Origin of the sequence: Rhodococcus rhodochrous (assembly GCF_014854695.1) — a bacterium.
GTDB lineage: Bacteria > Actinomycetota > Actinomycetes > Mycobacteriales > Mycobacteriaceae > Rhodococcus.
In genome coordinates, this window is record NZ_CP027557.1 from 2,872,484 (window position 1) to 2,897,227 (window position 24,744).

At 64.8% G+C, this 24,744-nt stretch carries 23 protein-coding genes and 1 pseudogene; 9 read left to right on the top strand and 15 right to left on the bottom strand.

Annotation, left to right across the window (positions count from 1 at the left end):
- Window positions 1-26: 26 nt before the first annotated feature.
- Window positions 27-836 carry a hypothetical protein gene (locus C6Y44_RS13440; RefSeq protein ID WP_225623562.1) on the bottom strand — a complete coding sequence of 270 codons (810 nt, stop codon included), beginning with the start codon at window positions 834-836 and terminating at the stop codon, window positions 27-29.
- Between the two features lie 77 nt (window positions 837-913).
- On the opposite strand from C6Y44_RS13440, the gene C6Y44_RS13445 reads away from it, so the two are divergent.
- Both C6Y44_RS13445 and C6Y44_RS13450 read left to right on the top strand, forming a co-directional pair.
- On the top strand, window positions 914-1,096 hold the full coding sequence (locus C6Y44_RS13445) for a hypothetical protein (protein WP_159418241.1): 183 nt from the start codon (window positions 914-916) through the stop codon (window positions 1,094-1,096).
- Between the two features lie 637 nt (window positions 1,097-1,733).
- On the top strand, window positions 1,734-2,306 hold the full coding sequence (locus tag C6Y44_RS13450) for a GNAT family N-acetyltransferase (RefSeq protein ID WP_145692042.1): 573 nt from the start codon (window positions 1,734-1,736) through the stop codon (window positions 2,304-2,306).
- A 196-nt stretch (window positions 2,307-2,502) separates the two neighbouring features.
- Here C6Y44_RS13450 and C6Y44_RS13455 read toward each other — a convergent pair whose 3' ends face one another.
- The gene (locus C6Y44_RS13455; RefSeq protein WP_318653637.1) at window positions 2,503-5,256 is read right to left on the bottom strand and encodes a cation-translocating P-type ATPase; all 2,754 of its coding nucleotides are present in this window, start codon (window positions 5,254-5,256) and stop codon (window positions 2,503-2,505) included.
- A 364-nt stretch (window positions 5,257-5,620) separates the two neighbouring features.
- Here C6Y44_RS13455 and istA point away from each other — a divergent pair.
- Window positions 5,621-7,121 (top strand): annotated as a pseudogene (gene istA, locus C6Y44_RS13460) (IS21 family transposase).
- Window positions 7,118-7,906: an IS21-like element helper ATPase IstB gene (gene istB / locus C6Y44_RS13465; protein WP_024101627.1), complete on the top strand. Its 789-nt coding sequence runs from the start codon at window positions 7,118-7,120 to the stop codon at window positions 7,904-7,906. The pseudogene istA and the gene istB overlap by 4 nt, the downstream one beginning before the upstream one ends.
- A 731-nt stretch (window positions 7,907-8,637) precedes the next feature.
- On the opposite strand, the gene C6Y44_RS13470 is transcribed toward istB, so the two are convergent.
- Window positions 8,638-9,438, bottom strand: a complete 801-nt coding sequence (locus C6Y44_RS13470; protein ID WP_016690736.1) for an HAD-IIA family hydrolase — start codon at window positions 9,436-9,438, stop codon at window positions 8,638-8,640.
- 78 nt (window positions 9,439-9,516) lie between these two features.
- Window positions 9,517-9,771: a hypothetical protein gene (locus C6Y44_RS13475; RefSeq protein ID WP_016690737.1), complete on the bottom strand. Its 255-nt coding sequence runs from the start codon at window positions 9,769-9,771 to the stop codon at window positions 9,517-9,519.
- A gap of 602 nt (window positions 9,772-10,373) precedes the next feature.
- On the opposite strand from C6Y44_RS13475, the gene C6Y44_RS13480 reads away from it, so the two are divergent.
- Window positions 10,374-10,973, top strand: a complete 600-nt coding sequence (locus C6Y44_RS13480; RefSeq protein ID WP_016690739.1) for an ANTAR domain-containing protein — start codon at window positions 10,374-10,376, stop codon at window positions 10,971-10,973.
- 91 nt (window positions 10,974-11,064) lie between these two features.
- Here the strand turns inward: C6Y44_RS13480 and C6Y44_RS13485 are convergent, their stop codons facing one another.
- Together C6Y44_RS13485 and C6Y44_RS13490 are read right to left on the bottom strand one after the other, a co-directional pair.
- Window positions 11,065-12,255, bottom strand: coding sequence for a flavin reductase family protein (locus C6Y44_RS13485; protein WP_192378460.1), 1,191 nt, complete (start codon window positions 12,253-12,255; stop codon window positions 11,065-11,067).
- Between the two features lie 40 nt (window positions 12,256-12,295).
- Window positions 12,296-13,729: an MFS transporter gene (locus C6Y44_RS13490; RefSeq protein WP_120282741.1), complete on the bottom strand. Its 1,434-nt coding sequence runs from the start codon at window positions 13,727-13,729 to the stop codon at window positions 12,296-12,298.
- A gap of 190 nt (window positions 13,730-13,919) precedes the next feature.
- On the opposite strand from C6Y44_RS13490, the gene C6Y44_RS13495 reads away from it, so the two are divergent.
- The 3 genes from C6Y44_RS13495 to C6Y44_RS13505 are packed head-to-tail and all read left to right on the top strand — an operon-like array spanning window position 13,920 to window position 16,195.
- On the top strand, window positions 13,920-15,212 hold the full coding sequence (locus C6Y44_RS13495) for an amidase (protein WP_145708906.1): 1,293 nt from the start codon (window positions 13,920-13,922) through the stop codon (window positions 15,210-15,212).
- Window positions 15,213-15,252: 40 nt separating this feature from the next.
- Window positions 15,253-15,537 (top strand): hypothetical protein, encoded by a 285-nt coding sequence (locus tag C6Y44_RS13500; protein ID WP_026060857.1) that lies wholly within the window; start codon window positions 15,253-15,255, stop codon window positions 15,535-15,537.
- Between the two features lies 1 nt (window position 15,538).
- Window positions 15,539-16,195, top strand: coding sequence for a response regulator transcription factor (locus C6Y44_RS13505; protein WP_192378461.1), 657 nt, complete (start codon window positions 15,539-15,541; stop codon window positions 16,193-16,195).
- A 10-nt stretch (window positions 16,196-16,205) separates the two neighbouring features.
- Here C6Y44_RS13505 and C6Y44_RS13510 read toward each other — a convergent pair whose 3' ends face one another.
- The 7 genes from C6Y44_RS13510 to C6Y44_RS13540 are packed head-to-tail and all read right to left on the bottom strand — an operon-like array spanning window position 16,206 to window position 21,867.
- Window positions 16,206-17,156 (bottom strand): PDR/VanB family oxidoreductase, encoded by a 951-nt coding sequence (locus tag C6Y44_RS13510; protein ID WP_016690745.1) that lies wholly within the window; start codon window positions 17,154-17,156, stop codon window positions 16,206-16,208.
- Between the two features lie 51 nt (window positions 17,157-17,207).
- Window positions 17,208-17,960 carry an SDR family NAD(P)-dependent oxidoreductase gene (locus C6Y44_RS13515; RefSeq protein ID WP_145708904.1) on the bottom strand — a complete coding sequence of 251 codons (753 nt, stop codon included), beginning with the start codon at window positions 17,958-17,960 and terminating at the stop codon, window positions 17,208-17,210.
- Between the two features lie 9 nt (window positions 17,961-17,969).
- Window positions 17,970-18,464, bottom strand: coding sequence for an aromatic-ring-hydroxylating dioxygenase subunit beta (locus tag C6Y44_RS13520; RefSeq protein WP_026060858.1), 495 nt, complete (start codon window positions 18,462-18,464; stop codon window positions 17,970-17,972).
- Complete coding sequence (locus tag C6Y44_RS13525; protein ID WP_026060859.1) at window positions 18,457-19,737, bottom strand: aromatic ring-hydroxylating oxygenase subunit alpha; 1,281 nt, start codon at window positions 19,735-19,737, stop codon at window positions 18,457-18,459. The genes C6Y44_RS13520 and C6Y44_RS13525 overlap by 8 nt, the downstream gene beginning before the upstream one ends.
- A gap of 41 nt (window positions 19,738-19,778) precedes the next feature.
- Complete coding sequence (locus C6Y44_RS13530) at window positions 19,779-20,276, bottom strand: nuclear transport factor 2 family protein (protein ID WP_016690749.1); 498 nt, start codon at window positions 20,274-20,276, stop codon at window positions 19,779-19,781.
- Window positions 20,277-20,278: 2 nt separating this feature from the next.
- Entirely contained in the window at window positions 20,279-20,638 is a 360-nt protein-coding gene (locus tag C6Y44_RS13535; RefSeq protein ID WP_006552110.1) for a hypothetical protein, read from the bottom strand.
- A 56-nt stretch (window positions 20,639-20,694) separates the two neighbouring features.
- On the bottom strand, window positions 20,695-21,867 hold the full coding sequence (locus C6Y44_RS13540) for an acyl-CoA dehydrogenase family protein (RefSeq protein WP_026060860.1): 1,173 nt from the start codon (window positions 21,865-21,867) through the stop codon (window positions 20,695-20,697).
- 163 nt (window positions 21,868-22,030) lie between these two features.
- Between C6Y44_RS13540 and C6Y44_RS13545 the strand changes: the two genes are divergently transcribed.
- Window positions 22,031-23,521 (top strand): PAS domain S-box protein, encoded by a 1,491-nt coding sequence (locus C6Y44_RS13545; RefSeq protein WP_174247035.1) that lies wholly within the window; start codon window positions 22,031-22,033, stop codon window positions 23,519-23,521.
- Window positions 23,522-23,563: 42 nt separating this feature from the next.
- Here the strand turns inward: C6Y44_RS13545 and C6Y44_RS13550 are convergent, their stop codons facing one another.
- Both C6Y44_RS13550 and C6Y44_RS13555 read right to left on the bottom strand, forming a co-directional pair.
- Window positions 23,564-23,998 (bottom strand): VOC family protein, encoded by a 435-nt coding sequence (locus tag C6Y44_RS13550; RefSeq protein ID WP_026060862.1) that lies wholly within the window; start codon window positions 23,996-23,998, stop codon window positions 23,564-23,566.
- A gap of 150 nt (window positions 23,999-24,148) precedes the next feature.
- A complete protein-coding gene (locus C6Y44_RS13555; RefSeq protein ID WP_106199647.1) occupies window positions 24,149-24,460 on the bottom strand; it encodes a hypothetical protein in 312 nt (103 codons plus the stop codon).
- Window positions 24,461-24,744: the final 284 nt, after the last annotated feature.

The window sequence follows — 24,744 nt, forward strand, 5'->3', positions numbered from 1 at the left end:
TCTGCAAGGAATCTCGTCGACTGCGTTCACGGTCGCCCCTGTCGAGACTCCGCAGCTCGGGAGACGGAGGAGGTCTGCCGCCTGAGCAGGACCGTCATGGCCCAGCCCGTCACCGCCGCCATGGCAAATGCCATGCCGACGCCGGCGACGAGTCCGATCGTCACTGCGAGAGCAGGGGATTGGTCGGGATGCCAGAGTGGTGGGGCCACCGCAAAGAAGACAGCGAGACCGACAAGCCAGCTGAGAGCGGTGGCGGGTATCCACCATGTCGCGCCGGAAAGATGATGGCGCAGTTCGAGCCATTGAGCGAGGCCGATCGATATCAGCAGGACGACAGCACCCGCTCCGAAGAAGAGCACCTGCACGATCAGCGGCCAACTCGTCCACCACGCCGCGAGGGTGGAGGGCAACAGCCCGATCGCGTACGCCGACATCGCCGCTGCAGCTGTGAGCACCACCCATCTCCGTTTCGACAAATATGGCAATTGCCCGTGCAGTACCGTCGCCTGCGAGAGTCCCAGGATCGCTCCTTCCACGGCACCGGCGACCAGGAGCAAGGGAAATGCCGACGCGGAATCCCGCGTGAGGACACCGATGGCGGCAGGCACAGCGAAACCCACCGCTTCTCCTGCCGTCACCACCGCGATCCACCTCGCCAGCCAGCGTTTCATCGGTTGGTGCTTCATCGGCGTTGCGCTCCGTTTCGAGTCCGACGCCCCCATTTGGGGCAGCTCGTCGCATCCCCACACGATCACCGCCAGCGGGATCATCAGAGCCAGCAACCACAGCTCCGGCACCGCGGTACCGAAGACGGACTGCAACGGCGGACGAACCACGTCCTGCACCGTGTGCGGAGTATGCGTCCCAATATGCACCTGTGCAAGGACCTGTTCGACACGAGCGCGTGAATGCGGTGGACGACGATTTCCTACCGACGACATCGTTCTTCATGCGTGGCATCCCCGCCCGCCTGTCGGGCAAGGCTCAACCCCACCCTCCGGAACTGCGCTTGTTCGTTGACCCGTCGTCGGCCGGCCTGCCCGGATTGCTGGTCCTCGGGCGAATCCCGCGCACCATCGCCGTCGACGCGAAGTAACCACCAAACGGGATCTGTCGCGCGGGGACCGGCGAGGCGATGGTCATGCCCGGCAGTGAAACGGTCGTACCCCGCTACGGACGCGCGGCCGATCCGAGTTGTCGCAGCCCCGATGAACCCGGTCCTCGGAGCGAGGAGTTGGACGGCGGTGAACGGTCTCCGAGAACCGAGCCGGATCTGCCCGGACATCTCGAGTCGTGCGGCTGCGGCCCTCGGCGTGCCGCGTGGTCGATCCGGCGACGTGCAGCAGGTGGCAGGAGTGTGGTCATAGCTGGGGCGGACCGCTCAGCGGTGCCCTCGAGCTCGGACAGAGCGTGTCAGGGTGCGCCGATAGGACGGGCGACGCGAGCAATCGAGAGTGGCCGGGGCATGCGATACCTCCTCCGTATCGAGTGCCTTCTCCGTATCGAGACTCGATGCGACGATATGGCCGTTGGGGCAAAGTCTTTCACAACCGAACGGTGCCGATGACCGTCGCGCCCCGAAAGGGTGGTCGTGAACGGACGAGTATGTGGCGGGTGCGGCGAGACTGGTCAGCGCATGAGGCGAATCGTATGTCAGACTCGTGGCCATGAGCCGGGGCCGCATGTGCGGGTGGGTCCGGGAACAGGACGGTCATCGCCGAGCTTTCGGAGGGATGTATCCGATGGGGACCACTACACAGCAGTCGGTCAGGGCCGACCTGGTCATTCGGCCGTTGGGTCCGCAGGACGAGGGCGCCGTGCGAGCTTTGCACGAGCATCTCACCGAACATGACACCTATATGAGGTTCTTCACGGTGGCCCCGCGTCACGTCGACGAACTGGTGGAAATGCTGTGTCGGCAGGACGATAGGCATGTGAGCCTGGGGGCGTTCGACGATGGGACGGTCGTCGGTGTCGCGAACTACACCGTGCTCGATCCCGATCCTGGCTCCGCCTCCGATGGGGTATCGGCGGAATGCGCGGTCGCTGTCAGTCACCCCATGCAACATCACGGCATCGGAACCGCTCTGCTGCAACGTCTGGTCGGTATCGCCTGGGCACACGGGATTCGGCACCTGTCTGCATTCGTGCTCTCGGAGAACACCACGATGCTGCAGGTCCTTCGGGACATGGGCTGGTCGCGAAACGGCAGCGCGCCGGGACCAATCGTAGAAGTGAAGATCACCCTCGCCGATGCGCGCAGTGACGGAGGCTTCACAGCCTCGGTGGACCGCTCCGCTCCCTGAACCGACACCGAGAAGATTCCATCGTTCAGTCCGCGGTCCCTCATGCGCGCGTGCGCGAGTGCCCACCGGACGGTGTGCAACGAGGCGATGAGGCGCTGTGTCCCGGACACGGTGTTCTCGACTCCGGTCCAACGGTCGCACGTCCCCCAGAATCTGCCGAAGCACAGTGGTCCTCGGCAGTGGAGTGAACGACCTGTCAACGGTGGGTTCGTAACCACCAGCGGAAGGCCTCGTCGCATCCCCACACGATCACCGGCAGGGGGATCAACAGTGCCAGCAACCACAGTTGCGGCACCGCGGTACCGAAGACGGATTGCAACGGCGGAAGAACTACGACGGCTGCCGCGAACACGATTTCGAAGGCGATGCCCCACAGCAGCATCGGATTGGTGGTCAAGCCGATACGGATGAGGGAGCTGCGGCTGGTACGGGCAGCCATGGCGGTGCCGATCTGACAGGCCACGATACCGAGGAAGGTCATCGTTGTTGCCTGCTGCCAGGTGTGGTGCAGTTCACCCGTGCTGGTGTCAGCGCCGAAGGTCCATCCGCCGATGTGCAGGGTGAGCAGGAACAATGCCATCACCAGGACGGCGGAGATGCCACCGAGCAGCCCCCAGGCCCGGGCGAGCATGGGGCCGTCGATCACCGGCTGCGACCGGGGCCGAGGGGGGCGTCGCATCAGGTCCGGTTCGGCGTTCTCCCGACCGAGCGCCAACGCCGGAAGAGTCTCGGTGCCGAGATCGACCGCAAGGATCTGCATGATCGTCAGCGGCAGGGGGATCGCGCCGCTGGTGAGGGCATAGGCGAGGAACGGCACGACCTCGGGGGTGGCATGCGCGAAGATGTAGACGATGAACTTGCGGACGTTGTCGTAGACACGACGGCCCGCTTCGATGGCCCCGACGATCGAGGCGAAATTGTTGTCGACAAGGACCATCACCGCGGCTTCGCGTGCGACATCGGTGCCCGAGCGTCCCATCGCCACCCCGATATCGGCCTGCCGCAAGGCCGGCGCATCGTTGGCGCCGTCGCCGGTCATTGCGACGATATGCCCCGATTCCTGCAGAGCGTCGGTGATGCGTAGTTTCGACTCTGGGGAGCTACGGGCGAAGACGATCTCGTCGTCCCCGGCCAGGGTGGCGTCGAGTTCCCGATCGGACATCGCGTCCGCTTCGTCTCCGCCGATCACCCGCAGACCCCGGTGCCCGATGTGCACGCTCTCGGCGATCCCCCGGGCGGTGAGCGCATGATCGCCGGTGACGACGATCAAGCGGATTCCCGCCGAATGGCAGCGGTCCACGGCCTCGGGGACCTCGGGGCGGGGCGGATCGATCATCGCGGTGATCCCGAGCAACGTCGAACCCTGCTCTGCCTGATCCCGGGTCAGATCTGCCGGAACTTCGGACGGTCCGAGAGGGCGTTCGGCGATCGCCAATAGTCGCCGACCTCGTCGCGCCCAATCGGCGATGATCGCCTCGATCGTAGTGCGATCGGCGTCCGTCAACGGTCTGGTGCCGGTGGCTTCGGCGAGATGGGCGCAGCGGGCGAGGACTTCCTCCGGGGCGCCTTTGGTGTGTACGACGACGGTGTGGCCGACACGATCGATCGTCGACATCCGCCGCAGCGCGGGATCGAAGTGGAACTGCGTCAGCCTGCCGTCCTTGTCGCGGCGGGGTTCGATGTGGAGACGCGCGGCGGCTTCGAGCAGTGCGAGTTCGGTCGGATCACCGATACCGGTGTCCGTTTCGTGTTCCCCGATGCGCGTGGTGCCCACGGCTGGTGCCGGTTCCGCGTTACTGCACCACACCGCCGCCCTCAGTAACCGCTCCGCGACCGGATCCGGCACGGACAATTCAGGGAGAGAGTCGAAGTCGACGATCCCCTGACTGGTCCACACCTGCGTTACGGTCATCCGGTTCACGGTCAACGTCCCGGTCTTGTCGGTGCAGATCACACTCGTCGAACCGAGCGTCTCGACCGCCGAGATCCGCTTGACCAGTGCACCTTGCCGGGCCAACAGGCGCACGCCCACGGCCAGCGCGAGAGTGATCGTCGGAAGTAGTCCTTCGGGGACATTGGCGACGATCAATCCGATCGCGAAGGTCACCGAATCACCCAGAGACAGTCCGGCCAGCAGCGTGCCGAGTGGAATGAACGCCGCACCCATCCCGATGGCCACGACGGCGATCAGACAGGCGACCCGCTTGACCTGCCTCTCGAGGGGACTTTCCTGATGGCCGCCGCGCTGGGACAACGCGGCGATCCGGCCGAGTTCGGTGTTCATACCGGTGGCGAACACCACCGCCGTCGCCTCCCCGGTGACGCACGTCGTGCCGCTGAACACCAGATCACGGGCGTGGATCAATGGGACATGACTGTCGGCGCTGTCCGCGCTCACCCGCACCGGCGCCGATTCCCCCGTCAGTGTCGAGGCGTCGATTTCGGCGACGCCGTCGAGCAGACGTGCATCGGCGGAGACCCGGTTTCCCTCGGAGACCACGATGACATCACCGGGTACCAGCTCCCGCGCGTCGATCTCCGTTTCGATGTCGTCGCGCAGAACCCGGGCACGCTGGGGCAGATAGGCGGCGAGCGCCTCGACGGCCTGATCGGCGTGGCGTTCCTGCACGAACGCGAACGCGGCGTTGAGGGCGATCACCACCAGGATCGCCGCCCCCAAGGGAGCCGATCCGGACACCGCCGCGAGCACCGCCGCGATCCACAGCAGCAAGGCGAGCGGATGGACGAGTTGCCGGCCCAGTGCCCGCCACCAGCCTTCGCGGCGGCGGCGAACCAGCTCATTGAAGCCGGACACGCCCAGGCGCCGTTGCGCTTCGCGAGTGGACAAGCCGGTCCGGGACGAGCGGAGATCCCGCAGTAGGCGATCGAGAGATTCGAGGGGATCGACGGGCACATCGTGTCCGGCTGTGTCGGTCGTCGGGTCGCTCATCGGCTTCATCCCTGCAGGACCGCTCCTATCGCGTGGGCGTGGACAGATCTGCACCTTCCCGATCTCGTTACAGGGCCTTGGAGGAAGTGTCCTCCTGCTCCTGTGTCGGTGCCGTCGAACCGACAGAACCGAGGTACTCACCGCACAACGGAGGGGGTGAAGATCTCGGGGCCGGGCCGCGATGGGTACTCGACGTTGTCCATGGCCATGAGAAAGTCCCCACTGGTGGCCGAGTAACGGTCCCCACCGGTGGCCAGATGAAAGTCCCCGCCTCGTGTTCGTCGTGATTCCCACCGGAACACCAGGCCTGAGCGGTGAAGGTGAAGGTGCCACCCAGTCACCTGTCACCGCCCAGGGAGTTCCATTGAAGTCTGCGAAGGACCGCATGGACATCATTTCCGCCTACCGCGAGGTCGGCACCTACCGAGGCGCCGCCGAGATGTGCGGCACCACCCACAAAACCGTCCGCCGTGTCATCGAACGATTCGAAGCCGGCGACACCCCACCCCCACGACAACCCCGCCCCCGCAACTACGACACCGTCACCGAGATCGTCGCAGAACGCATCGCCTCGTCCCGCGGCAGAATCTGAAGCCAAACGCCTGCTCCCCATCGCCGCGGCCGCCGGATACACCGGCTCGGACCGCAACTTCCGCCGCCTCGTCGCCGACGAGAAAACCAAGTGGCGCAAAAACAATCACCGCGGTCGCCGCCCCGCCGTGTGGACACCGGGTGAATACCTGGTCATCGACTGGGCCACCCTCGGTGCCGGCCTGCACCTGTTCTGCGCGGTGCTGGCGTATTCACGGTGGCGGTTCGTCGCCTTCGCCACCGACGAACGCGCCGCCACCACCTTGACGCTGATCGCCGAGGCCCTCGCCGCGATCGGCGGGGTGCCCACCAAGGTCCTGGCCGACTTCGATGGCCTGCCTCAAAGGCGCAGTCGTGGCGAACGTGGTGGTCCCGACCCCGGACTACGTGCGGATGGCCACCCACTACGGGTTCCGTCCCGACTTCTGCCACGCCGCCGACCCCGAATCGAAGGGCGTCGTCGAACACCTCGTCGGCTACGCCCAACGCGACCTGGTCGTCCCGCTGCTCACCGACGCCGACCTGTCCGGCCGACCGGTGGACCTGGCCGCCGCGAACGCCGCCGCGAAGGCCTGGTGCATCGAGGTCAACACCCGGGTGCACACCGAGATCGACGCGGTCCCCGCCCAGCGCCTGCGCGAGGAACAGGCCGTGCTCGGGCCGCTGCCGTCGCTGCGACTGCAGATCGGGCCGCCACCGGTGACCCGCAAGGTCGACAAGCTCTCCTGCATCCGCTTCGGCTCGGCCCGCTATTCGGTGCCGACCCGCCTGATCGGGGCCACCGTCACCGTCACCGCCGGCGAGGGGCGACTGCTGATCGCCGACCCCGCCACAGGGGAGGTCGCTGCCGATCACGCGCTCACCGCCCCGGGCACCGCGTCGATCCTCGACGAGCACTACCCGACCCCACGACAGGCTCCCAGTCGTGGTCCGCGACCGAAAACCGAAGTCGAGAAACGATTCTGCGCACTCGGTCCGGTCGCCGAACAGTTCCTCGTCGGTGCCGCCGCGGCCGCCAACACCCGCCTGCCCGCCGAACTCGCGGTGCTCCTGGACCTGCAGGCCGCGCACGGCACCGATGCCCTGCTCGCCGCCCTGACCCGGGCGGTGGCGTTCCGGCGGTTCCGCGCCGACGACGTCCGTTCCATCCTCGACGCCGGCGCCGGGGTTCCCAACCCCGCCCCGGCGGTGAGGCGCTGGTGCTGGACCTGCCGACCGCCCCGACCCGATCTCTCGACGCCTACGCCGTCACCCGAGAGGAGACCGCACGATGAGCAGTTCGAGCACCGCCGTTCCGCCGGCGGTCGCGGCGTTGCCCGCCGACCTCGACGCCGGTCTGCGCCGACTCAAACTCGCCACCGTCCGCCGCACCGCCGCCGAGGTCCTGCAGACCGCCAAGACCCAACGCTGGACTCCGGAGGAGGTGCTGCGCACCCTGATCGAAGCGGAGTTGGCCGCCCGCGACGCCTCCAACATCGCCGCCCGACTCAAAGCGGCCGCGTTCCCCGTCGCCAAGACCCTCGACAGTTTTATCGTCGCCGAGTCCTCCATCCCACAAGCCACATTCGACTACCTGATCGGTTTGGAATGGGTTCGTTCCCACGCCAATCTGGCGTTGGTCGGCCCGCCGGGTACCGGAAAATCCCACACCCTGATCGGGTTGGGGATCGCGGCCGTGCACGCCGGGCACAAGGTCCGCTATTTCACCGCCGCCGACCTCGTCGAAGCCCTCTACCGCGGCCTGGCCGACAACACTGTCGGCAAGACCATCGACACGCTGTTGCGGGCAGATCTGATCATCGTCGACGAGGTCGGGTTCGCGCCGCTGGACGACACCGGCACCCAGTTGCTGTTCCGACTCGTCGCCGGCGCCTACGAACGCCGATCCCTGGCGGTCGCCTCGCACTGGCCGTTCGAGCAGTGGGGCCGGTTCCTGCCCGAACACACCACCGCCGCCGGCATCCTCGACCGGCTCTTGCACCACGCCACCGTCGTGCTCACCGACGGTGAGTCCTACCGGATGCGCCAGGCCCGACACGAACGAGGTGAACGCCCCTGACCCCAACCCCGAACACCCACGAGGCGGGGACTTCCACCTGGCCAAGAGCGGGGACACCACGATGGCCGTTGACAGCATGCCGCTTCCTCCTGACCCGAGTATCGGTGACACCGAACCGTAAGGGTGAGGTTCAAGCCCCCGCGTCCGGTTCTCGCTCAGTCTTTCACCTCCTGCGGGGCACATCGAGCCTCGGGATGCGGATGCCAATCCCAGATGTTGTAGGAGTGAAGGTTGGGGCAACGGAGCCGCATTTTCCGAAGACAGGTCATTTACCAGTGGTGACACTGGTGGTTCCGAATTCCGGCGGGCAGGGCTTGCAGCGGGCACTTCGGCACGCAGGGCGGCAGCGGGACCAGCCATCTTGACGATGATGGTGGGGCTGGCAGAAACGTGAGTACCTATAGGCGGCGGCCGCGCTCGTACCCCTGCCGAGTGCGGCCGCGCTGTGGTCGAATGGTGTGTCATCGGGTGTCGGTGAGTGATCGTCGGCCACCCAATGCGGGGCCATCCGGATTGGACGCAGCCATAACGGCGCACCGAGCCCATCGACGAAGGGTTCGCCGTCGAAGCTGCCTGGTTCGCGACCACCGTTCCGACCGCAGGCGTGCGGAGCAGGTCTGGTGCACGGCGCGGCGGCGGACCAGTCAACGATGCCGATCGTCTGGTGCAGCTACTCGTCACCGGCGTCCTTGCCGGACCGGGTCGACAGGACCTATCCGACAATCTCGCAATCAGAACGGATCAGCTGTGGAGCCAACGAGATCCGCCACCGAATTGATGACGCGGGTCGGACGGTAGGGGAATCGTTCGACTGATTCACGGGTGGAAATACCCGTCAGGACCAGCAGCGTCTGCAGGCCGGCTTCGAGGCCGCAGACGATGTCGGTGTCCATGCGGTCGCCGATCATCAGCGTGTGTGCGGAGTGCGCACCGATCGCGCGCAGGGCCGAGCGCATCATCAAGGCGTTCGGCTTCCCCACGAAGTAGGGTTCGCGGCCGGTCGCGCGGGTGATCAGCGCCGCAACGGCGCCGGTTGCGGGAAGCGAACCCTCCCGTGACGGGCCGGTAGGATCCGGATTGGTCGCAATGAACCGGGCGCCGCGTTCGACCAGTCGGATCGCGGTGGTGATCGCCTCGAAGGAGTAGGTGCGTGTCTCTCCGAGGACGACGTAGTCCGGGTCGCTGTCGGTGAGGACGTAACCGATGTCGTGCAGCGCGGTGGTCAATCCGGATTCGCCCACCACGTAGGCGCTGCCGCCGGGACGTTGATTCGCGAGGAATGTCGCCGTCGCCAACGCCGAGGTCCAGATCGCCTTCTCGGGAACGTCGAGGCCGGAGAGCAGCAGGCGAGCCCGTAGGTCTCGGGGTGTGCGGATGGAATTGTTGGTGAGCACCATGAACGGCGTACCGGTATCGCGGAGTTCGGTCAGAAACGCGTCGGCGCCGGGAATCAGGTGATCCTCGTGCACGAGAACACCATCCATGTCCATCAGGTAATTCCAGACCGGCGCGGATGTGGGTTCTTCGCTCATTCTTCGAGTGTGTCACCGACTGTTCCAGTCGGTGGCCGATACAAGGTGATCACCCGGCGGCCGGTGTCGGCTCCGTACTCACCCGCCGAGGTTTGCGACGGTCGAGTCGAGCACGCCCGCCTGCAGTTCGAGGTCGCTCTCGTCGAAGTCGCGATCCTGCGGCAGTTGCTTCCGGAGGTCTTCCCTCGTGACCACGAGAAACGGTCGGTTCTGATCGGTCAGCTCCTGACCTCCGACAACGCGGAACCGTCCCTCCTCCAGAACGAGTGCGGGGTCGTCGAGCGTCGAATCGAGGAGTTCTCGAAGGTCGGTGGCGGTCAACTTGGTGGGCACATGTCCTCCTGCGCTTGCTCGTCTCTCGAACCGTTGTGTCCTCTCGGAGGTACCCGGTCGAGTGCCGGCTGAACCTGGTGTTTGTCGGGCGACGTGACGGGCCGGCAATCTCCTCGGGGGAGGACATCGGCAGCGAATATTCCGTGTTGCGGTATGTGCCGCATCTAATTTCGAAATGTCAAGGGACCGGGTGCGTTCGGTCGCCTCTCGGCGAAAGGCGCAACACGGCTCCAGCCGAACGGAACTTCCGTGAAGGCAATGGGTTGAGCCCGGGGGACACGAATACGCACCCGATCCGCCCAGCACAACGCGACCCGATGGTTATCTATTCCCGGTGGGGACAAGCGTGCGGAAGCCGAACGCGTGCGTGACGGACTGTGACCGCGGACATCTTCGTTGATGCTTCAACCGGCATACGATCGAGACCACTCATGTACACAGACTTCGCCACACTCGGCGGAACTCTCATCTGGTTCGCCGCTCTCATCGCCCTTACCCACATCCTCGGCCATACCCTCTGACCTCCGACCCACGGTCGGCCACCCGATTCCTGAGGTGTCTGCCGTAGACCGCCGAGAGGACGGCACGATTTCGGCGAAGCGTTGCGCGCAGTAACCGCGGCTGCGGCTGCCACGATTGCGGGGGTCGAGTGCGCCGACATCGTCCTCATCGGCAAGGACACATTCGAATCCCACGGAGCGACCTCGTCGTTGTCCCGGGAACTCGGTCGGATCCAACGCGACGCCGGTGGCCCCTGTATCGATGCGGCCGGAGTTACGAGCGTGGTCTACAGCAGCGACCTCCGATCCGAGATGCGCTGGCCGCAGTTCACGGAAGAAGCCCTGATGGTCGGGGTCGGCAGCGTGTTGTCCTTCCAACTCCACACCCGCACCGACATTGCCGGTTCGCTGAACCTGTTCGCATCGAAACCGCAGGCCTTCGACGGTGCCGCGGTAGCGCTGGGCATCGCACTGGCGGCGCAGGCGGCCGCCGAGCGCACGGCTGCACGCGCGGAGCTGCATCTGCGCTCGGCGTTGGGCACCCGAGACACCATCGGCCAGGCCAAAGGTCTTCTGATGCAGCGCTGCGGTGTCGATGCCGCCCGCGCCTTCGTGATGCTGCGGACGCTGTCGCAGGATCTCAACGTCACCGTCGCTCGAATTGCCGAGCGAATCGTGGAGGACCACACCGCTTCTCTGTGATCGTTTGTCCGATCACGCACAGTCCGTCCGTCGGGCGGTCCACAGCGGTTCCCTCGAGATCGATGTAGGCACAAGAGGTGCATTCGACTGCCTACGAACCGTGGGGGTGTCTATCGCCCTCGAGTGCTGCGACGACGCTTCTGGCATGCGAAACCCATGCAGCGACCGTCGCGCCGGTGCTCCGAAGCGGGAGTTGAGCCAGACGCAAAGTCGAGGTGCAGCGGCCTTCCGGATCGCGTACAGGGAAGACGAGGGACCCGACATCGTAGCGACCGTCAGAATCGAGCTCCTGAACGCGATAGTCGACGTCCGACCCAGGGATCACGGTCCGGATGTCACGTTCCTCCATGGGTGTGAGCAGACCTGATTCGTAGCGTCGCGTCGCTTCGCACATCGTCTCGTAGGCGGTGCGGCCTTCTCGAGGAAGAAGCGAGAGCGCGTATCCGTGGGCGCGTACGAAACCGAGTCGCCGGCGGTAGACCCCCTTCGTGTCCTCGTCGATTCCGATGGCCCTGGACAGCCAGCGTTCCTGTTCGTCCTCGGACAGGTCGAAGACGATACTGTCGCCGATCGGAGGCACGATCGGGATACGTCGTGCGAGTCCGTTCGTCTGTTCCACGCCGGGACCGAAGGCCGACAGCACTCGGACCATCTCGTCCCGGCCGATCGTCGTATACAGCGCGATCTCGCAACCGATCGAGTGGGCGAGCGCTTCCACCTCCGGGCGGAGGGCCTCCGCCGCGCTGATCGAATCGGTGATCTCGTGCTGCAGCCGAGCGATCAGCGACGTACTCACGAAGCTGCCGTAACCGCCCTGGAAGTAGATCAGAGGCGCCACGGGGTTGGTGACCGCCAGATCGCTCACGGCGCAGAGGACGATCCAATGGTCGCCGGCATCGACCGTGTTCGTCACGCGTGCGTCGATCCAGGCGACCGATTGTTCGAGAACCGGGTTGCCGGACGGAGAGGTGGACCATTCGATGCCGTCGAGCTTGTTCTCCCAGCGCTGGGCGATCGTGGCGACAAGATCCTCCTGCTCGCCCCCGATGACATTGATGCATATCGACTCGCACCGCCGGAGTTTGTCGAAGGTCTGGGACGTCTTCATCGGCATGAACGAGACCAGGGGAGGATCGAGGGACACCGAACTGAAGGTCCCGACGACGAGGGCGAGCAGTTCGCCGTCGGCCGCGCGTCCGGTGATCACTGCAACGCCCGTGGGATAGTGGCCCATCACCTCGCGGAACAGGCCCTTGTTGATACTGGCGGTGTCGAGGGACATAAGCACTCCTTGGTCGGAACGACGATCGATCCGGCTCGGTTCAGCCTTTGCGGTGACGCGCCTGGAGGGTGCGTCCGAGGGCTTCGGGGCGGAGGAAGAGGATGCACAGCACGCCGCCGACGAGCAGGACGACACCGGTGATCGTGAAGGCTTGATGTACGCCTACGGCCATGTTGTTCGCCATCTCGGGGGTGAGGGGCGTGCCCGAGGGCGGCGAGACGTACCCCGCGCGCGTCATCAGCCATCCGACGAGGGTGGGGGAGATGATTGCGCCGATCGACGCGACACCGCCCAGCGTGGCCATCATGATCGGACGCTGCCGTGCGCCAACCGCGAATGCCAGCGCTGAGGCGGTCATCGGGTAGGCGAGGCTGCAACCTGCGGCGATGCAGAGCAACGCGACGGCGGCGACACCGGAGGCCGCCTGGACCAGGATGAAGCACACACCGGCAACGAGTGCTGCGATACCGAAGGGGATCGCGATGGACCGATGCGCGTTGTATCCCCGCTGCATCAGTCGGTGACCGAGGAATCCGAGGAAGAGAAGCACGAGCGCTCCCAGGATCCAGGGAATCGTGGTGACCGTCCCGACCTGGGACAACGAAAGTCCGACCACGGTCCCCAGGTACTGGGGTAGCCAGGTGGTCACGAACCCCTGCACCCAGAAGTTCGAACCTCCGCCGATGACCGCCGCGAGGAAAGTCAAGCTCGCGAATGCCCGCCAGAGCGAGACGGCCGGTTGTTTGTCGACATCATCCGTGGCGATTTCGTGAGCGGACTCGGCATCCGCCTCGGGGGCATCCTTGCCGGCGGAATCCTTCTTCCCGTGGCCCGCGTAGGGTCCGTCGCCGGCCAGGATCAACCAGGCGATCACCCAGACCAGACCGACGATACCGAGGACACCGAACGCCCAGCGCCATCCCCAAGCACCGATGACCCAGGCCAGGGCAGGTGCGGCGAGGACCGGACCGAGGGTCGAGCCCGCAGCGACAAGATTGGAGGGAAGCGCGCGACGTCGGGGTTCGAACCAGGAGTGGGCGGAGGTCAGTGACATCGCGGTGGCCGGGCCCTCGGCGCCGCCGAGAACGATGCGGGTGACCAGAAGAATCGCGGCGCCGCCACCGAGCAGCATGGGGAACTGCATCACGGCCCACACGACGCCCATCGTCAGGATGATCCACCGCACCGAGAACCGCGCTGCGAGAAATCCGGTAACGACCGAGACCACGGCGTAGAGGAAGAAGAACGCACTGCCGATGAAACCGAACTCGACGGCCGAGATTCCCAGGTCCGGGATCGCCTCTGACGCAACGAGTCCGAGTACGGCCTTGTCGGCAAACGCGACGATCTGAAAAAGAACGAGGAGTGCAGTGATCAACCAGGCCTTGCGGTTCATTCTGCCGAAGTCGATCTTCTTCGATGCCTTCGGATCGGAAGGATCGATGATCTTGTCCGGCGCCACGGTCGAAGCCATGAGAGGCCGCCTTTCTTGTGGGCTGGGAATGGGGCTGGAGTGAGCGGCGAGTGCTCCGTTGGTGATCGGAAGCCCAACGGTGTGGAAAACCTATGTCGCCTTGCGTCACTCGGGTAGGAGGGAAACCTTTACTGTCGGTACGTCCTTTTCCTGGGCAGAATGGGGAGGTCAGCGACTGCAGGAGGATGATGTGAACGCGCCCGTGGTTGACGTGTCCATCGAAGATCAGGTGAGGTCGGTCCGGACCGGTTCGACGACGGCGACGGAACTCGTGTCCCGAGCCAGAACGGCAATCGACGCTCAGGAACCCGTACTGCAGGCGTGGGTGCAAATGTCGAGCACTACTGCCGAGGACGTCGCGACGATCGATGCCGACCGCCGAGACCTGCCTTTGCGAGGGATTTCCGTCGGTGTGAAGGACCTGATCGACGTCGCCGGCATGCCGACCCGTGCGGGATCGCCGGTCACATCCGCCGCGGCAGCTGTCGCGGACGCGCCCTGCGTGGAACGATTGCGTTCGCTCGGCGCCGTCGTCCAAGGTAAGACCGTCACGACCGAGTTCGGTTACTTCCGTCCGGGTCCCACACGCAATCCTCATGCACCCGAGCACACGCCCGGAGGATCGTCGAGCGGGTCCGCCGCCGCGGTCGGTGCTGGCACCGTGCCGTTGGCGCTCGGTACCCAGACCGCGGGTTCCCTGACCCGACCGGCGTCCTATTGCGGCACGGCCGGACTGGTTCTCGCCCACGGCAGTACCGAGATGGCAGGAATTGTCGGCCTGAGCGACTCCCTCGATTCCCTGGGGCTGCTCACCCGCACCGTCGCCGATCTGCGTTACGTCCACGATGCGTTCCTCGGCTCAGCCGCCGCTGTTCAGTCCGGTCTTCCGGAATGTGCGTTCGTCTGGGGCGGAAGCTATCTCGGATATCTCGACCCTCCGATGATCGCTCTGCTGGGCCGTCTTCCGTCTGTTCTGGCCGGACTGGGCCTGCATTCGGAAATGCTCGACTGGGACGACCACGTGCAGACTCTCGCCGAGGACCACGCGACGATCATGGCCTTCGAGGCCGCACGCACCCGAGCTCGTGAGTTCGAACGGCAGCGGGACGATCTGAGCCCGCAGATCCGAGATCTGCTGCAGCAGGGACAGACAATCTCGGTCTCCGACCACACGGCTGCGTTGATCCGACGGGATCGCTCGCGGGAGTTGTTGGGCGAGATACTCGACGGATCATCCCTCATCGTCGGTCCTGCCGCGACCGGACCTGCACCGAAGGGATTGTCGGCGACCGGTTCGCCGATCCTCAGCCGCCCGTGGCAGTTGCTGGGCCTACCCGTGGTGATTGTGCCCGGAGCGCGCACCACTGCGGGACTGCCGCTCGGAATACAGCTCGTCGGCCTGCCAGGTAGGGAGGATGACCTGTTCGAGGTCGGGGAGAGACTCGAAGCAATTCTCCGCGAAAGTCCCCCGCTGGACGAGTGATTCGAAGACCATGCCCCTGATGACGACTGGAGAATTCTCGATGCTGAAACCGCGCCCGGTCAATCACCATCGGATGTTCCTCACCTGCTACGAGGACACCTTCAACTACGGATGGCATCACGTCGACCTGTTCGTCCACGACGAGTACGGACGCGAGGTCAACTGGGTGCATTGGACCGTGGAGGCGGATGGACCGGAAGCGGCCGACGTATCGATCCGTCGTGAAGAACCCCTGCTCCGCCGCACCACCGACTGGGAGCCGAAGACAAGCGCAGTCGGGGCTCCGTACTGGACTGCCGAAGCAGCGTGGGATGCGGACAGCTGACATGGCCGAGCATGTGACCGGCAACGATGCGCCGGCGTCCGAGGCCACCGTGTACGTCGTCGACGACGATCCAGCGTTGTGCGATTCCGTCGACTGGATTCTGGAGAGCATCGGCATCCGACCGGTCATCTGCCACAGTGCCGATGTCTTCCTCGATGTCTACGACGGCACGCATCCCGCTTGCATCGTGCTCGATGTGCGCATGCCGGGCATGAGCGGCACGAGGTTGCACGAGCGGATCAACGAGTTCGCGCCGCATGTGGTGATCATCTTCGTCTCGGCGCACGGCGACATCAGGATGTCCGTCTCGACGCTACAGAAGGGCGCCATGGATTTCCTGGAGAAGCCGTACGATCCGCAACGGCTGCTCGACGCGGTTCAGTCCGGCGTCGAGCGCGCTCGGACGCGTTTCGCGGAGCATGCTGCACGCGTAGCGCTGCGGGAGAAACTCCAGGGGCTGACGCCGCGTGAGCGGCAGATCCTGGCCTTGGTCGTCGAAGGCCTGCCGAGCCAGAATATCGCCCGCAAGCTGGGGATGAGCGTGAAGACCGTCGATGTCCATCGGGCTCGGATCAAGAGCAAGACCGACTCCGACAGCATCGGCACCTTCGTTCGGGACCTCCTCCGCTACGGCGTAGAGGTCCCGAACGAAGCCTGACCACGGTCGATCAGTAGTAGTCGAGGACGAGTCGCTGCCCTCTCGTGCGCGACACGCACACTGCCATGACTTCCCCGGATTCCTTCTCGGCACGGGTGAGCACGTTGTCGCGGTGTTCGGGCGAACCCTCCAGGACCTGCATGATGCACGTTCCGCAGATGCCTTCCTGGCAGGAGGTGTCGACGTCGCAACCGTTGTCCTGGAGGACCTCGACGATGCTCTTATCGGCCGGAATCCGATAGGTCTCTCCGTCCAGCTCGACTTCGAATGCGGCGTTCGCCGACGCGTCGGGTTGCTCCGAGGCGTGGAAGTTCTCGATGTGGATGGCGTCGGGGGAGACGTGCTCACGCGCGACGGCAACGACCTTGTCCATGAACCCCGCCGGTCCGCACGTATAGATGTGAGTGTGTGGAGGCAATTCGGCGAATTCGTCCTTCAGGACATGCTCCTGGGCCTCGCGCGTCACTCCGAGATGCTGATGCAGCTTGTCCGGGCAGCGGTCGTTCAGCAGCGGCAGGAATGCCGCTTCGGATTCGGTGCGGGCGAAGTAGTGCAGTTCGAAGCTGATGCCGTGAACGTCCATGTAGCGGGCCATACTCAGCATCGGAGTGATGCCGATGCCGGCGGCGACGAGCACGTGGTGCTGTGCCTCTTCGGCGATGGCGAGCAGGTTCCGAGGTGTGCTGATGCGGAGGGTGTCGCCGACAGAGAGTTCGTGCAGGGCAGCGGATCCACCGCGTGAGTTCGCCTCCTTCTTGACGGCGAAGACGAACGAGTCCGGTGCGTCCGGGGTGCTGCACAGCGAGTACTGACGTGTGATCGCTGTCGGGCCCTCGACGTCGATGTGTGCGCCCGGCAGGTACGGACCCAGCGGTGACCCGTCCGCCTTCACGAGCGTGATCGACTTGACGGTCGGTGTTTCCTGGGTGATGTCGGAGACGATGACGTCGATGAGTGTCATGTCAGGTTCTCCTCGTGTAGCGACGGGTGCGGGCCGATAGGGATGGAACGCTCAGCGCAGGTACAGGCCGCCGTTGATGTCCCAGCAGGCACCGGTGACGAAGAAAGCGTCGTCGGAGATCAACAGCGCGACGGTGTCAGCGACGAACGATGCACTGCCGAGTCGCCCGACCGGAATGCCGGCAACGATGCCGTCGAGTTTGTCGGCCGGAACCGTCTTGCGGACGACCGGCAGATCGTGTGGGCCCGGGGAGATCGCGTTGACCGTCACGCCTCGCGCGGCGAGTTCTCGCGCGAAGATCTTGGTGGCGGTCAGGATCGCGCCCTTCGACGCCGCGTAGTGCCCGCCGGTGGCGGTGCCGCCGTTCTGGCCCGCGAGCGAAGCCATGTTGACGATGCGACCGAATCCCTTGTCGGCCATCGCCGCTCCGAACACCTGACAGCCGAAGAAGACGCTGTTGACGTTCGTGGTGAGCACGTCCGTGAACTCGTCTTCACCGAGTGTCATCAGGTCGGCCGCGCGGGTGACCGCTGCGTTGTTGACGACGATGGTGGGCGTGCCCCACAGGTCTTCACAGACTGCGAGGCCTTCCTCGAAGGCCGCCTTGCGGCCGACGTCCAACTTGATGCCGCGGGCTGTGGACCCGTCGGGGGACAGTTCCGCCGCGAGGGCGTCGACCGCGGCGGTGTCGAGGTCGGCGAGGAGCACCCGCCGGCCGTCGGTATGCAGTTTACGGGCGATGGCGGTGCCCATTCCGCCGGCGGCTCCGGTGACGACCGCGATACGCGGGGCATGAGGATTCATGGTGGCCTCTCAGAGCAGATAACCGGACGCACTGACCGCGTCCTCACTGTCGATCAGACGGACCACCTTGAGCGCGATCCTGTCGTCGCCCTCGTCGTCGAACACGATCGTGTGCGTCAGATCCGCGCCGAGGGTCAAGAACGCGTTGCGTTTGAAGGCATTGACGATCTGCGCCGAGCGGAGGGTGACCGAGGTATCCGTGCGTTCCTGCACGGTGAAGCGGGAGATCACGCGGACGGTGCGTGCTGCGGCGACCGCGGACGGCGAGTAACCCTGGAGCATGCGTTGGACGCGCAGTCGGCGCATCCGTGCATCGTCGTAGACCATGTTGAGCGAGGACGCGAAGTCATCCGTGTCCGGGTCGATGGGGATCACGTAGATGCCATCATCGGTGTACATCTGCTCCCAGGACTTGTAGTCCTTCGCGTCGAGGGCTTCGGCCTCCTTCCACACCAGTTCTATGGCACGCAACACGCGGGGATCGGTCAGGCCCAGGTCAGTCATCGCTCATCAGCTTCTTCCACATTGCGTAGGCCTCGCGCATTCCTGTCTCGTCGGTGACATGTGAAGTGGGCCAACCTTCTTCGGTGATGTATTCGCGCCCCTCGCCGCGGTTGACGAGAATGGGCATGTCGGGATTGCCGCCGGCACCGATCTGAACCCGGGTCCAGCCCTCCGCATCGTCGGGGCTGCCGAAGCCGAACGGACCCTGGAAGTGCTCGTGAATACGCAGACGCTCCCGGTTGACGGATTCAGGGCCGCCGTCCATGCCGATGGCCATGTGCCAGATCTCGGTCTCGTCGACGGAGATGGGAATCAAGACCCGGAAGAACGACGAGGACATCGCCACATTCGGAAAAGTGTTGAGGTTGAACCCGCAGCCGTGCATCGAGCGCATGTAGCGACGGATCCGCTCCGGACTCTCCCCGGCCTCGGTGAGTTCGTCGACGAGATGCTGGAAGCGTGGCTGGATCTCCTCGGTGCCGTCGTCAATATCGAGGTCGACGTGGGCAGCGGCCATGATCGCGACGCTGTGTCCGTTGCCGAGCGAATGTGTCTCGGCGGCCGGATCGTCCATGAACGACATCATGTCGGCGGTTTCCGCGTCGACGGAGGCCATCCATGACTTGTGCACCATCGGGAAGTGGTAGCCGTCCGTGGTGTTCTCCAGTTGGATCTTCCAGTTGCCCTTGAAGCGGAACTTGTGGACGCCGAGCACCTTGGTCGGCAGTCCGTTGCTCTGCTTGAAGAAGCGCTCCATCCAGAGCTTGGCGTCACCGAGGAAATCCTCGAGGGGTTCGGCGTCCTGGTTGAAGGTTGTCCAGATCATGCCCAGGTAGCTCTCGGTGCGCAGCGTCTGGAGGGGGAAGTCCTTCTTGTCGATGACTCCCTCGTAGCCGTCCGGATAGGGGATACCGCGCAATCGACCGTCGAGAGCGTAGGACCAGTTGTGGTACGGGCACGTGAAGCCGTTGGCCTTGCCGCTGCGCTGGTCGCAGACGGTCGCGCCGCGGTGCCGGCAGCGGTTCAGGAGGGTGTTGAAGTTTCCCTTGCGGTCACGAGTGACGATCACCGGCTGATTCCCGACCTGAGTGGTCTTGAACGAACCGGGCTCAGGGATCTCGCTCTCGTGCGCGACCCACACCCACGTGCGGTAGAAGATCTTCTCCATCTCGACACGGAAGATCTCCGGGTCCGTGTAGAGCCGTCCGGCGACCCGATCGGTGCCGACGAGATCCCCGTAATTGTTCTGGATCGAATGTTCGATCGTCGTCATGTGTTTGCTTCCTTCGAACTCGTCACGTGCGGGTGTCCGCATCAGTGCAGATGACTCATCGCGTCGATGGGTAGGGGTGCCGCGAACATGCGCTGGGTGCGGAATCGGTGTATGCGGGCCGTGATGTCCGCCGAGCGGGTGATCTCGAAATCGATCTCGAGTCGGGCACACAGCAGTTCGGCCGTGCCGTCCGTGTACAGCGACAGTTGTTGCATGATCCATCGACCGTGAGCACTGTCGCGCTCGACCCGGATCCGTTCGCTGCCGAGCAGATGCGTGTTGCGAACGAAATGTTCGGCTGGTGGAAGATATCGAGAGACCAGAGCGACGATGTCCTCGCGCCCGTGAGCGATCCCGAACTTGCCTGTGTACTCCGATCCGATGCCTTCCCAAGTCGCATTGCCGGTGAACAGCGCGCCGATCTGTTCGGGATGCTCCAGGGAACCGGGGACGTCGCACAGGTCCATGTAGCGCATCAGGCATAGCCGGGCAGCGTCCTTGACTTCGAGCGCGGACAGTCGGTCCGACATGTCGGTCACGTCTACACGTCCACGTCGTCCCGAATGGTCAGCTCACGACCCATACGAGCTTCGATCTTGAAATACCTCCACAATGCAAACTCACCGATCATGGTGGTGCGCAACAGGTTGCACGCGTTCTTCACTGTCTCCTGGTCTTTGACGTCGGCGAGGACGTAGCACGTCCACGGCCACCCATCGGACGGTCCGACCATGTGGGCGTCGTCGTCGAAGGTGCCGATGATGTCGACGCCGTCCATGCGCTTGAGATCGGAGAGCATAGTGGAGATGCCGACCCAGACCGGGCCGATCTCCGCCTTGGGGAGATCGAAGAAGTTCTGGTTGTTGCCGATGCAGAACAAGGTGCGCAATGGTTCGGGCACGACAGGTGTCCTTTCGGTCGGGTGAGCCTTGCGGGCTCGCACGGTCGGAGAGGCGATCAGGGGAAGCTGGGGATATCGGCGTCGAGACCGAGCAGAATCGAACCGGCGGCCTCGAACGTGTTGGTCTGCAACATGGCGTGCTGGGCAGGAACGAGCGCATCCTGCAGATATCGCTGGAGAGGATGACTGTCGTAGATCGCGCCGGTGCCGGCGAGATCGAAGGCCGACAGCACCACGGTGCGACCGACATGCGCGGCATGTGTCGCTGCCAAGCGGAGCATCGCCCTGTGTTCGTCGGCGATCGGATCGCCCGCAAGCGCAAGACTCCACACTTCGTCGGTGACCTCGTAGAAGAATGCACGTGCCGACCGCAGATCGGCCTCGGCCCTGGCCAGACCGATCTTGTAGGCGGGACGGTTGCCCTTGGCGGCACCGCCGGTGATGCTGGAGCGCGCTGCACCGACCTCCTGCACGTAGTCGAGGGCACCGCGCGCTGCTCCGAGCGTGACCACCGCGAGCACCTGCGCTGCGTAGGGAAGCATCGGGTAGCGGGTGATCGGTTCGTCGACTTTCGGTGCGCCGCCGCGGACGAAGGTCATCTCCTCGGGCACGAAGAGTTGGTCAGCGCGTATCGAGTGCGAGCCGGTGGCTGCCATGCCCGCCACGTCCCAGTTCTCGACGATCTCGACGTCCGCTGGATTCACCAGCGCGGTGAGAGGCATGCCGTTGGTGTCCGGGCCGCCGGCGAGACCGATCCCGAGGATGTCGGCGCCTCGGCAGCCGCTCGCGAACTGCCACAGCCCGCTGCACAGATAGCCACCGTCGACCTTCTCGGCTTCCTGCATGGGGAACAAGCCGCCGGCGTAGGCGATGTCGGGGCCGTCAGCGTAAATCTTCGCCTGGGTCGCGACCGGGAGAGCGGAGAAGTACACCAGCGACGATCCGAAGCTGGCGACCCAGCCCGTGGCTGGATCGATCGCAGAGATCCGTTCGACGAGGTGCATGAAGGACGACGGCGCCATCGGTTCGCCACCGAACTGTGCCGGCGTGGATGCCCGGTACAGTCCGGCCTGTTTGAGCAATGCGATGTAGTCGGGGGGTACGAAGCGTTGCTGGTCGAACTCGTCGCGCCGGTCGCGGAGCACTTCGAGCGCGTGCTCGAACGCGCGATCCCGCGCCGGACCCGCCGGCGCTGCCTCGATCCGTTCGGTCGTGCTGGGGATGGTCATGCCGTCTCCGTTTCGGTACGTGTTCGCGCTGATGAACACGCTATGGACGAGCCGGTTACGGCGGTATCGGGACTTTCTCCCGAGGCCATAAAGTAATTCCTAATGGCGGTGACGACGTCGCTCGTCGGACGATGGACCGTCCTGCTCCCGGAGGTGTTGATCGATGTTCCCTACCCGACGTGACTTCCAGGCGATGGCGGAGCGAACGCAGACCGGCATCCTGATCCACGAGGCTGCGTCGAAGAACATCCTGTGGGCCAATCCCGCTGCGTGCCGGATGTTCGGTTTCACGCTCGAGGAGTTGCGGCCGCTCAAAGCGCACCACATGAGCAGTCAGGAACGTCAGTATCGCCGGGCCCTGGGAGTGGCGTGGCTGCAGTCCGCGGTCGTACATGGATCGAGTCGGCGGCAGTGGAAATATCGAACCAAGGACGGGGTGGACTTCCTCACCGACGCCAACGCGTCCCTGGTGCAGTTCCAGGACGGTCCGGTGGTGATGGTCGAGTTCCGCAACATTTCCGAGGAGGTGGAGATCCAGCAGGAACTCAGCTGGGTGTCGCAGTCGTTGCAGCGGATCATGACGCACACCTCGGCCGGCATCCTGGTGCTCGACGACGGCAACTGCATCGACGACATCTCACCACTCGCGGCGCGGTTGTTCGGCTCGACCACCGACCAGTTGATGGGGGCCCACCTCGAGGGCCTGGGGCGATGCGATCCCTCGCTGGATTCCGAGCAGGTGGTGTCGAAGCTGGCGTCGGGCACCGGATCGGTGAAGATCCGGCAGAAGATCGAGAGGCCGGACGGCCGCGTCACCTGGCTCGCCGGTGAGCTCGAGGACGTGGTGCACGACGGCATGGTCTCGCGGGTGCTCGTGATCCGGGACGTGACCGACCGCGTCGAGTTGGAGCAGCGCCACGAATACCAGGTAGCGAACCTGCAGTATCTGAGCCGCTACAACGCGATGGGTGACATGGCGATGATCCTGGCCCATGAACTCGGGCAACCATTGGCGGCGTCGTCGAACTACCTGCGTGGTCTCCAAACGCGCGTTGCCGGTGGCACTCTCGACCGCGATCAACTCTCCTACGGTCTGGACATGGCGGAGAAGCAGTTGAGCCGTGCTGCGGAGATCGTGGCGTCGGTCAAACGGTATGTGCGGCGCATCGAATCGACGTCGTCGGCCATCGATCTCAACGACGTGATGGAGGAGAGCCTGTATTTCGTTCGGTTGCGCGCGGCTGAACGGGGCGTGCGGGTGGTGGTCGATCGGACCGTCGAGAGCTTGCCTGTGCAGGGGGAGAGCGTGTTGATCGGTCAGGTCATCATCAATCTGTGCTTCAACGCGATCGACGAGATCGTCCTGCCCACAACGGAGGCGAAGGAATTGAGGGTCACGACCTGCCGTGATGGTGACTGGGCATGCATCCGGGTGGCCGACGAAGGCCGAGGCATGGAACGAGCCCCGCGAAATCAACTCGTCTCAGGGGCGTTCTCCGCGAAGCAGGACGGCTCCGGGCTCGGCTTGATCGTGTCGGAGCACATCGTCGAGCGTCACGGCGGCGACATCGAGTTCTCTCCGAACGAGCCGCGGGGAACCGAGGTTCGTCTGCGGCTTCCGATCGCCGGTGGCACGCCATCGGTAGGTGTGTAGCGCCGTTCCTCGATCGCGACACCACCGGTTGCCGCGCGTCCTTCAGTCCAGACAGAACTCGTTGCCTTCGATGTCCTGCATGACGATGCAGGACTCGTCGACGCCGTCGGCATGCAGAACCTTCACCTGCGCAGCGCCGAGCGCGACCAGCCGGTCGGATTCGGCTTGCAGAGCAGACAGGCGTTCGTCACCCTCCAAGCCTGTCCCGACGCGGACGTCGAGATGCACCCGGTTCTTCACTACCTTTTCTTCGGGTACTCGCTGGAAGTGCAGCCGTGGCCCGGCACCGGTCGGGTCGGCGCACACGAACGCGCGTCCTTGCGACTCTGCGGGCAGGCTTGCGTCGTAGTCGGTCCGTGTCGCGAACCCGTCGGGCGGCGTGGGCACCTCGTAGCCGAGAACAGCGCACCAGAAGTGCGCGAGTCGCTCGGGTTCGGTGGAATCGAACGTGACCTGTACCTGCCTGATCGATGCCATGCGGGCCACCCTAGGGAGCAGTGCCGGAACGAGCAACCGCATTTTCGGACGCGATATCGCACTCGGTCGTCGAACCGAATGTCGGTGGTGGGCATCGATTCTCGTTACCACGGACGTGGACACCGACAGCTGTCGGTCGTATCCGCAGTCTCAGCGCTCGTTCACGGGGTAGGCGAGGGTCTCACGAGTCAGATGGAACAAGCCAGGTATCAGCAGCGCAACGACGATCACCACGACCACCTTGTCCATGGTCGGTAGGAGCGCGATCGCCAGGCTCGGAGCTCCGACGACCAGTCCGACAACCGCAACATTTCGCCCTTTCTTCACCCGGGTACGCCCCGCGTCCGATAGCGGACCCTCGGATCGGCGCACGACGCTTCGATGAGCCCGGTACACCACCGATGTGCCCCATCCGAACACAGCCACGGCCACGATCGCTACCGCCCACAGCAGCGCAGTCACTTCGAATCCTCCATGTGTCGTCGGTTGGTAGAAGACCGCCCGCAGGCTACATAACCGCGCGTTCCATTACGGGCTCGCAACAGAGTTGCAACAGTCTTCTCCGATACTCGAGAAACGAACAGACACCCTGTTCGCCCGGGAGGATGCTGGATCATCCGAGTTACACGGCTGCACTCCATCTCGTTGCGCGACTTCCACGACCAGGGGGTAGCCCATGAACGCCGGCCGCTGCTCGCGCGACGTTCCACCACCTCGGCGGCGTGACGCCGCCGTACGAACCGATC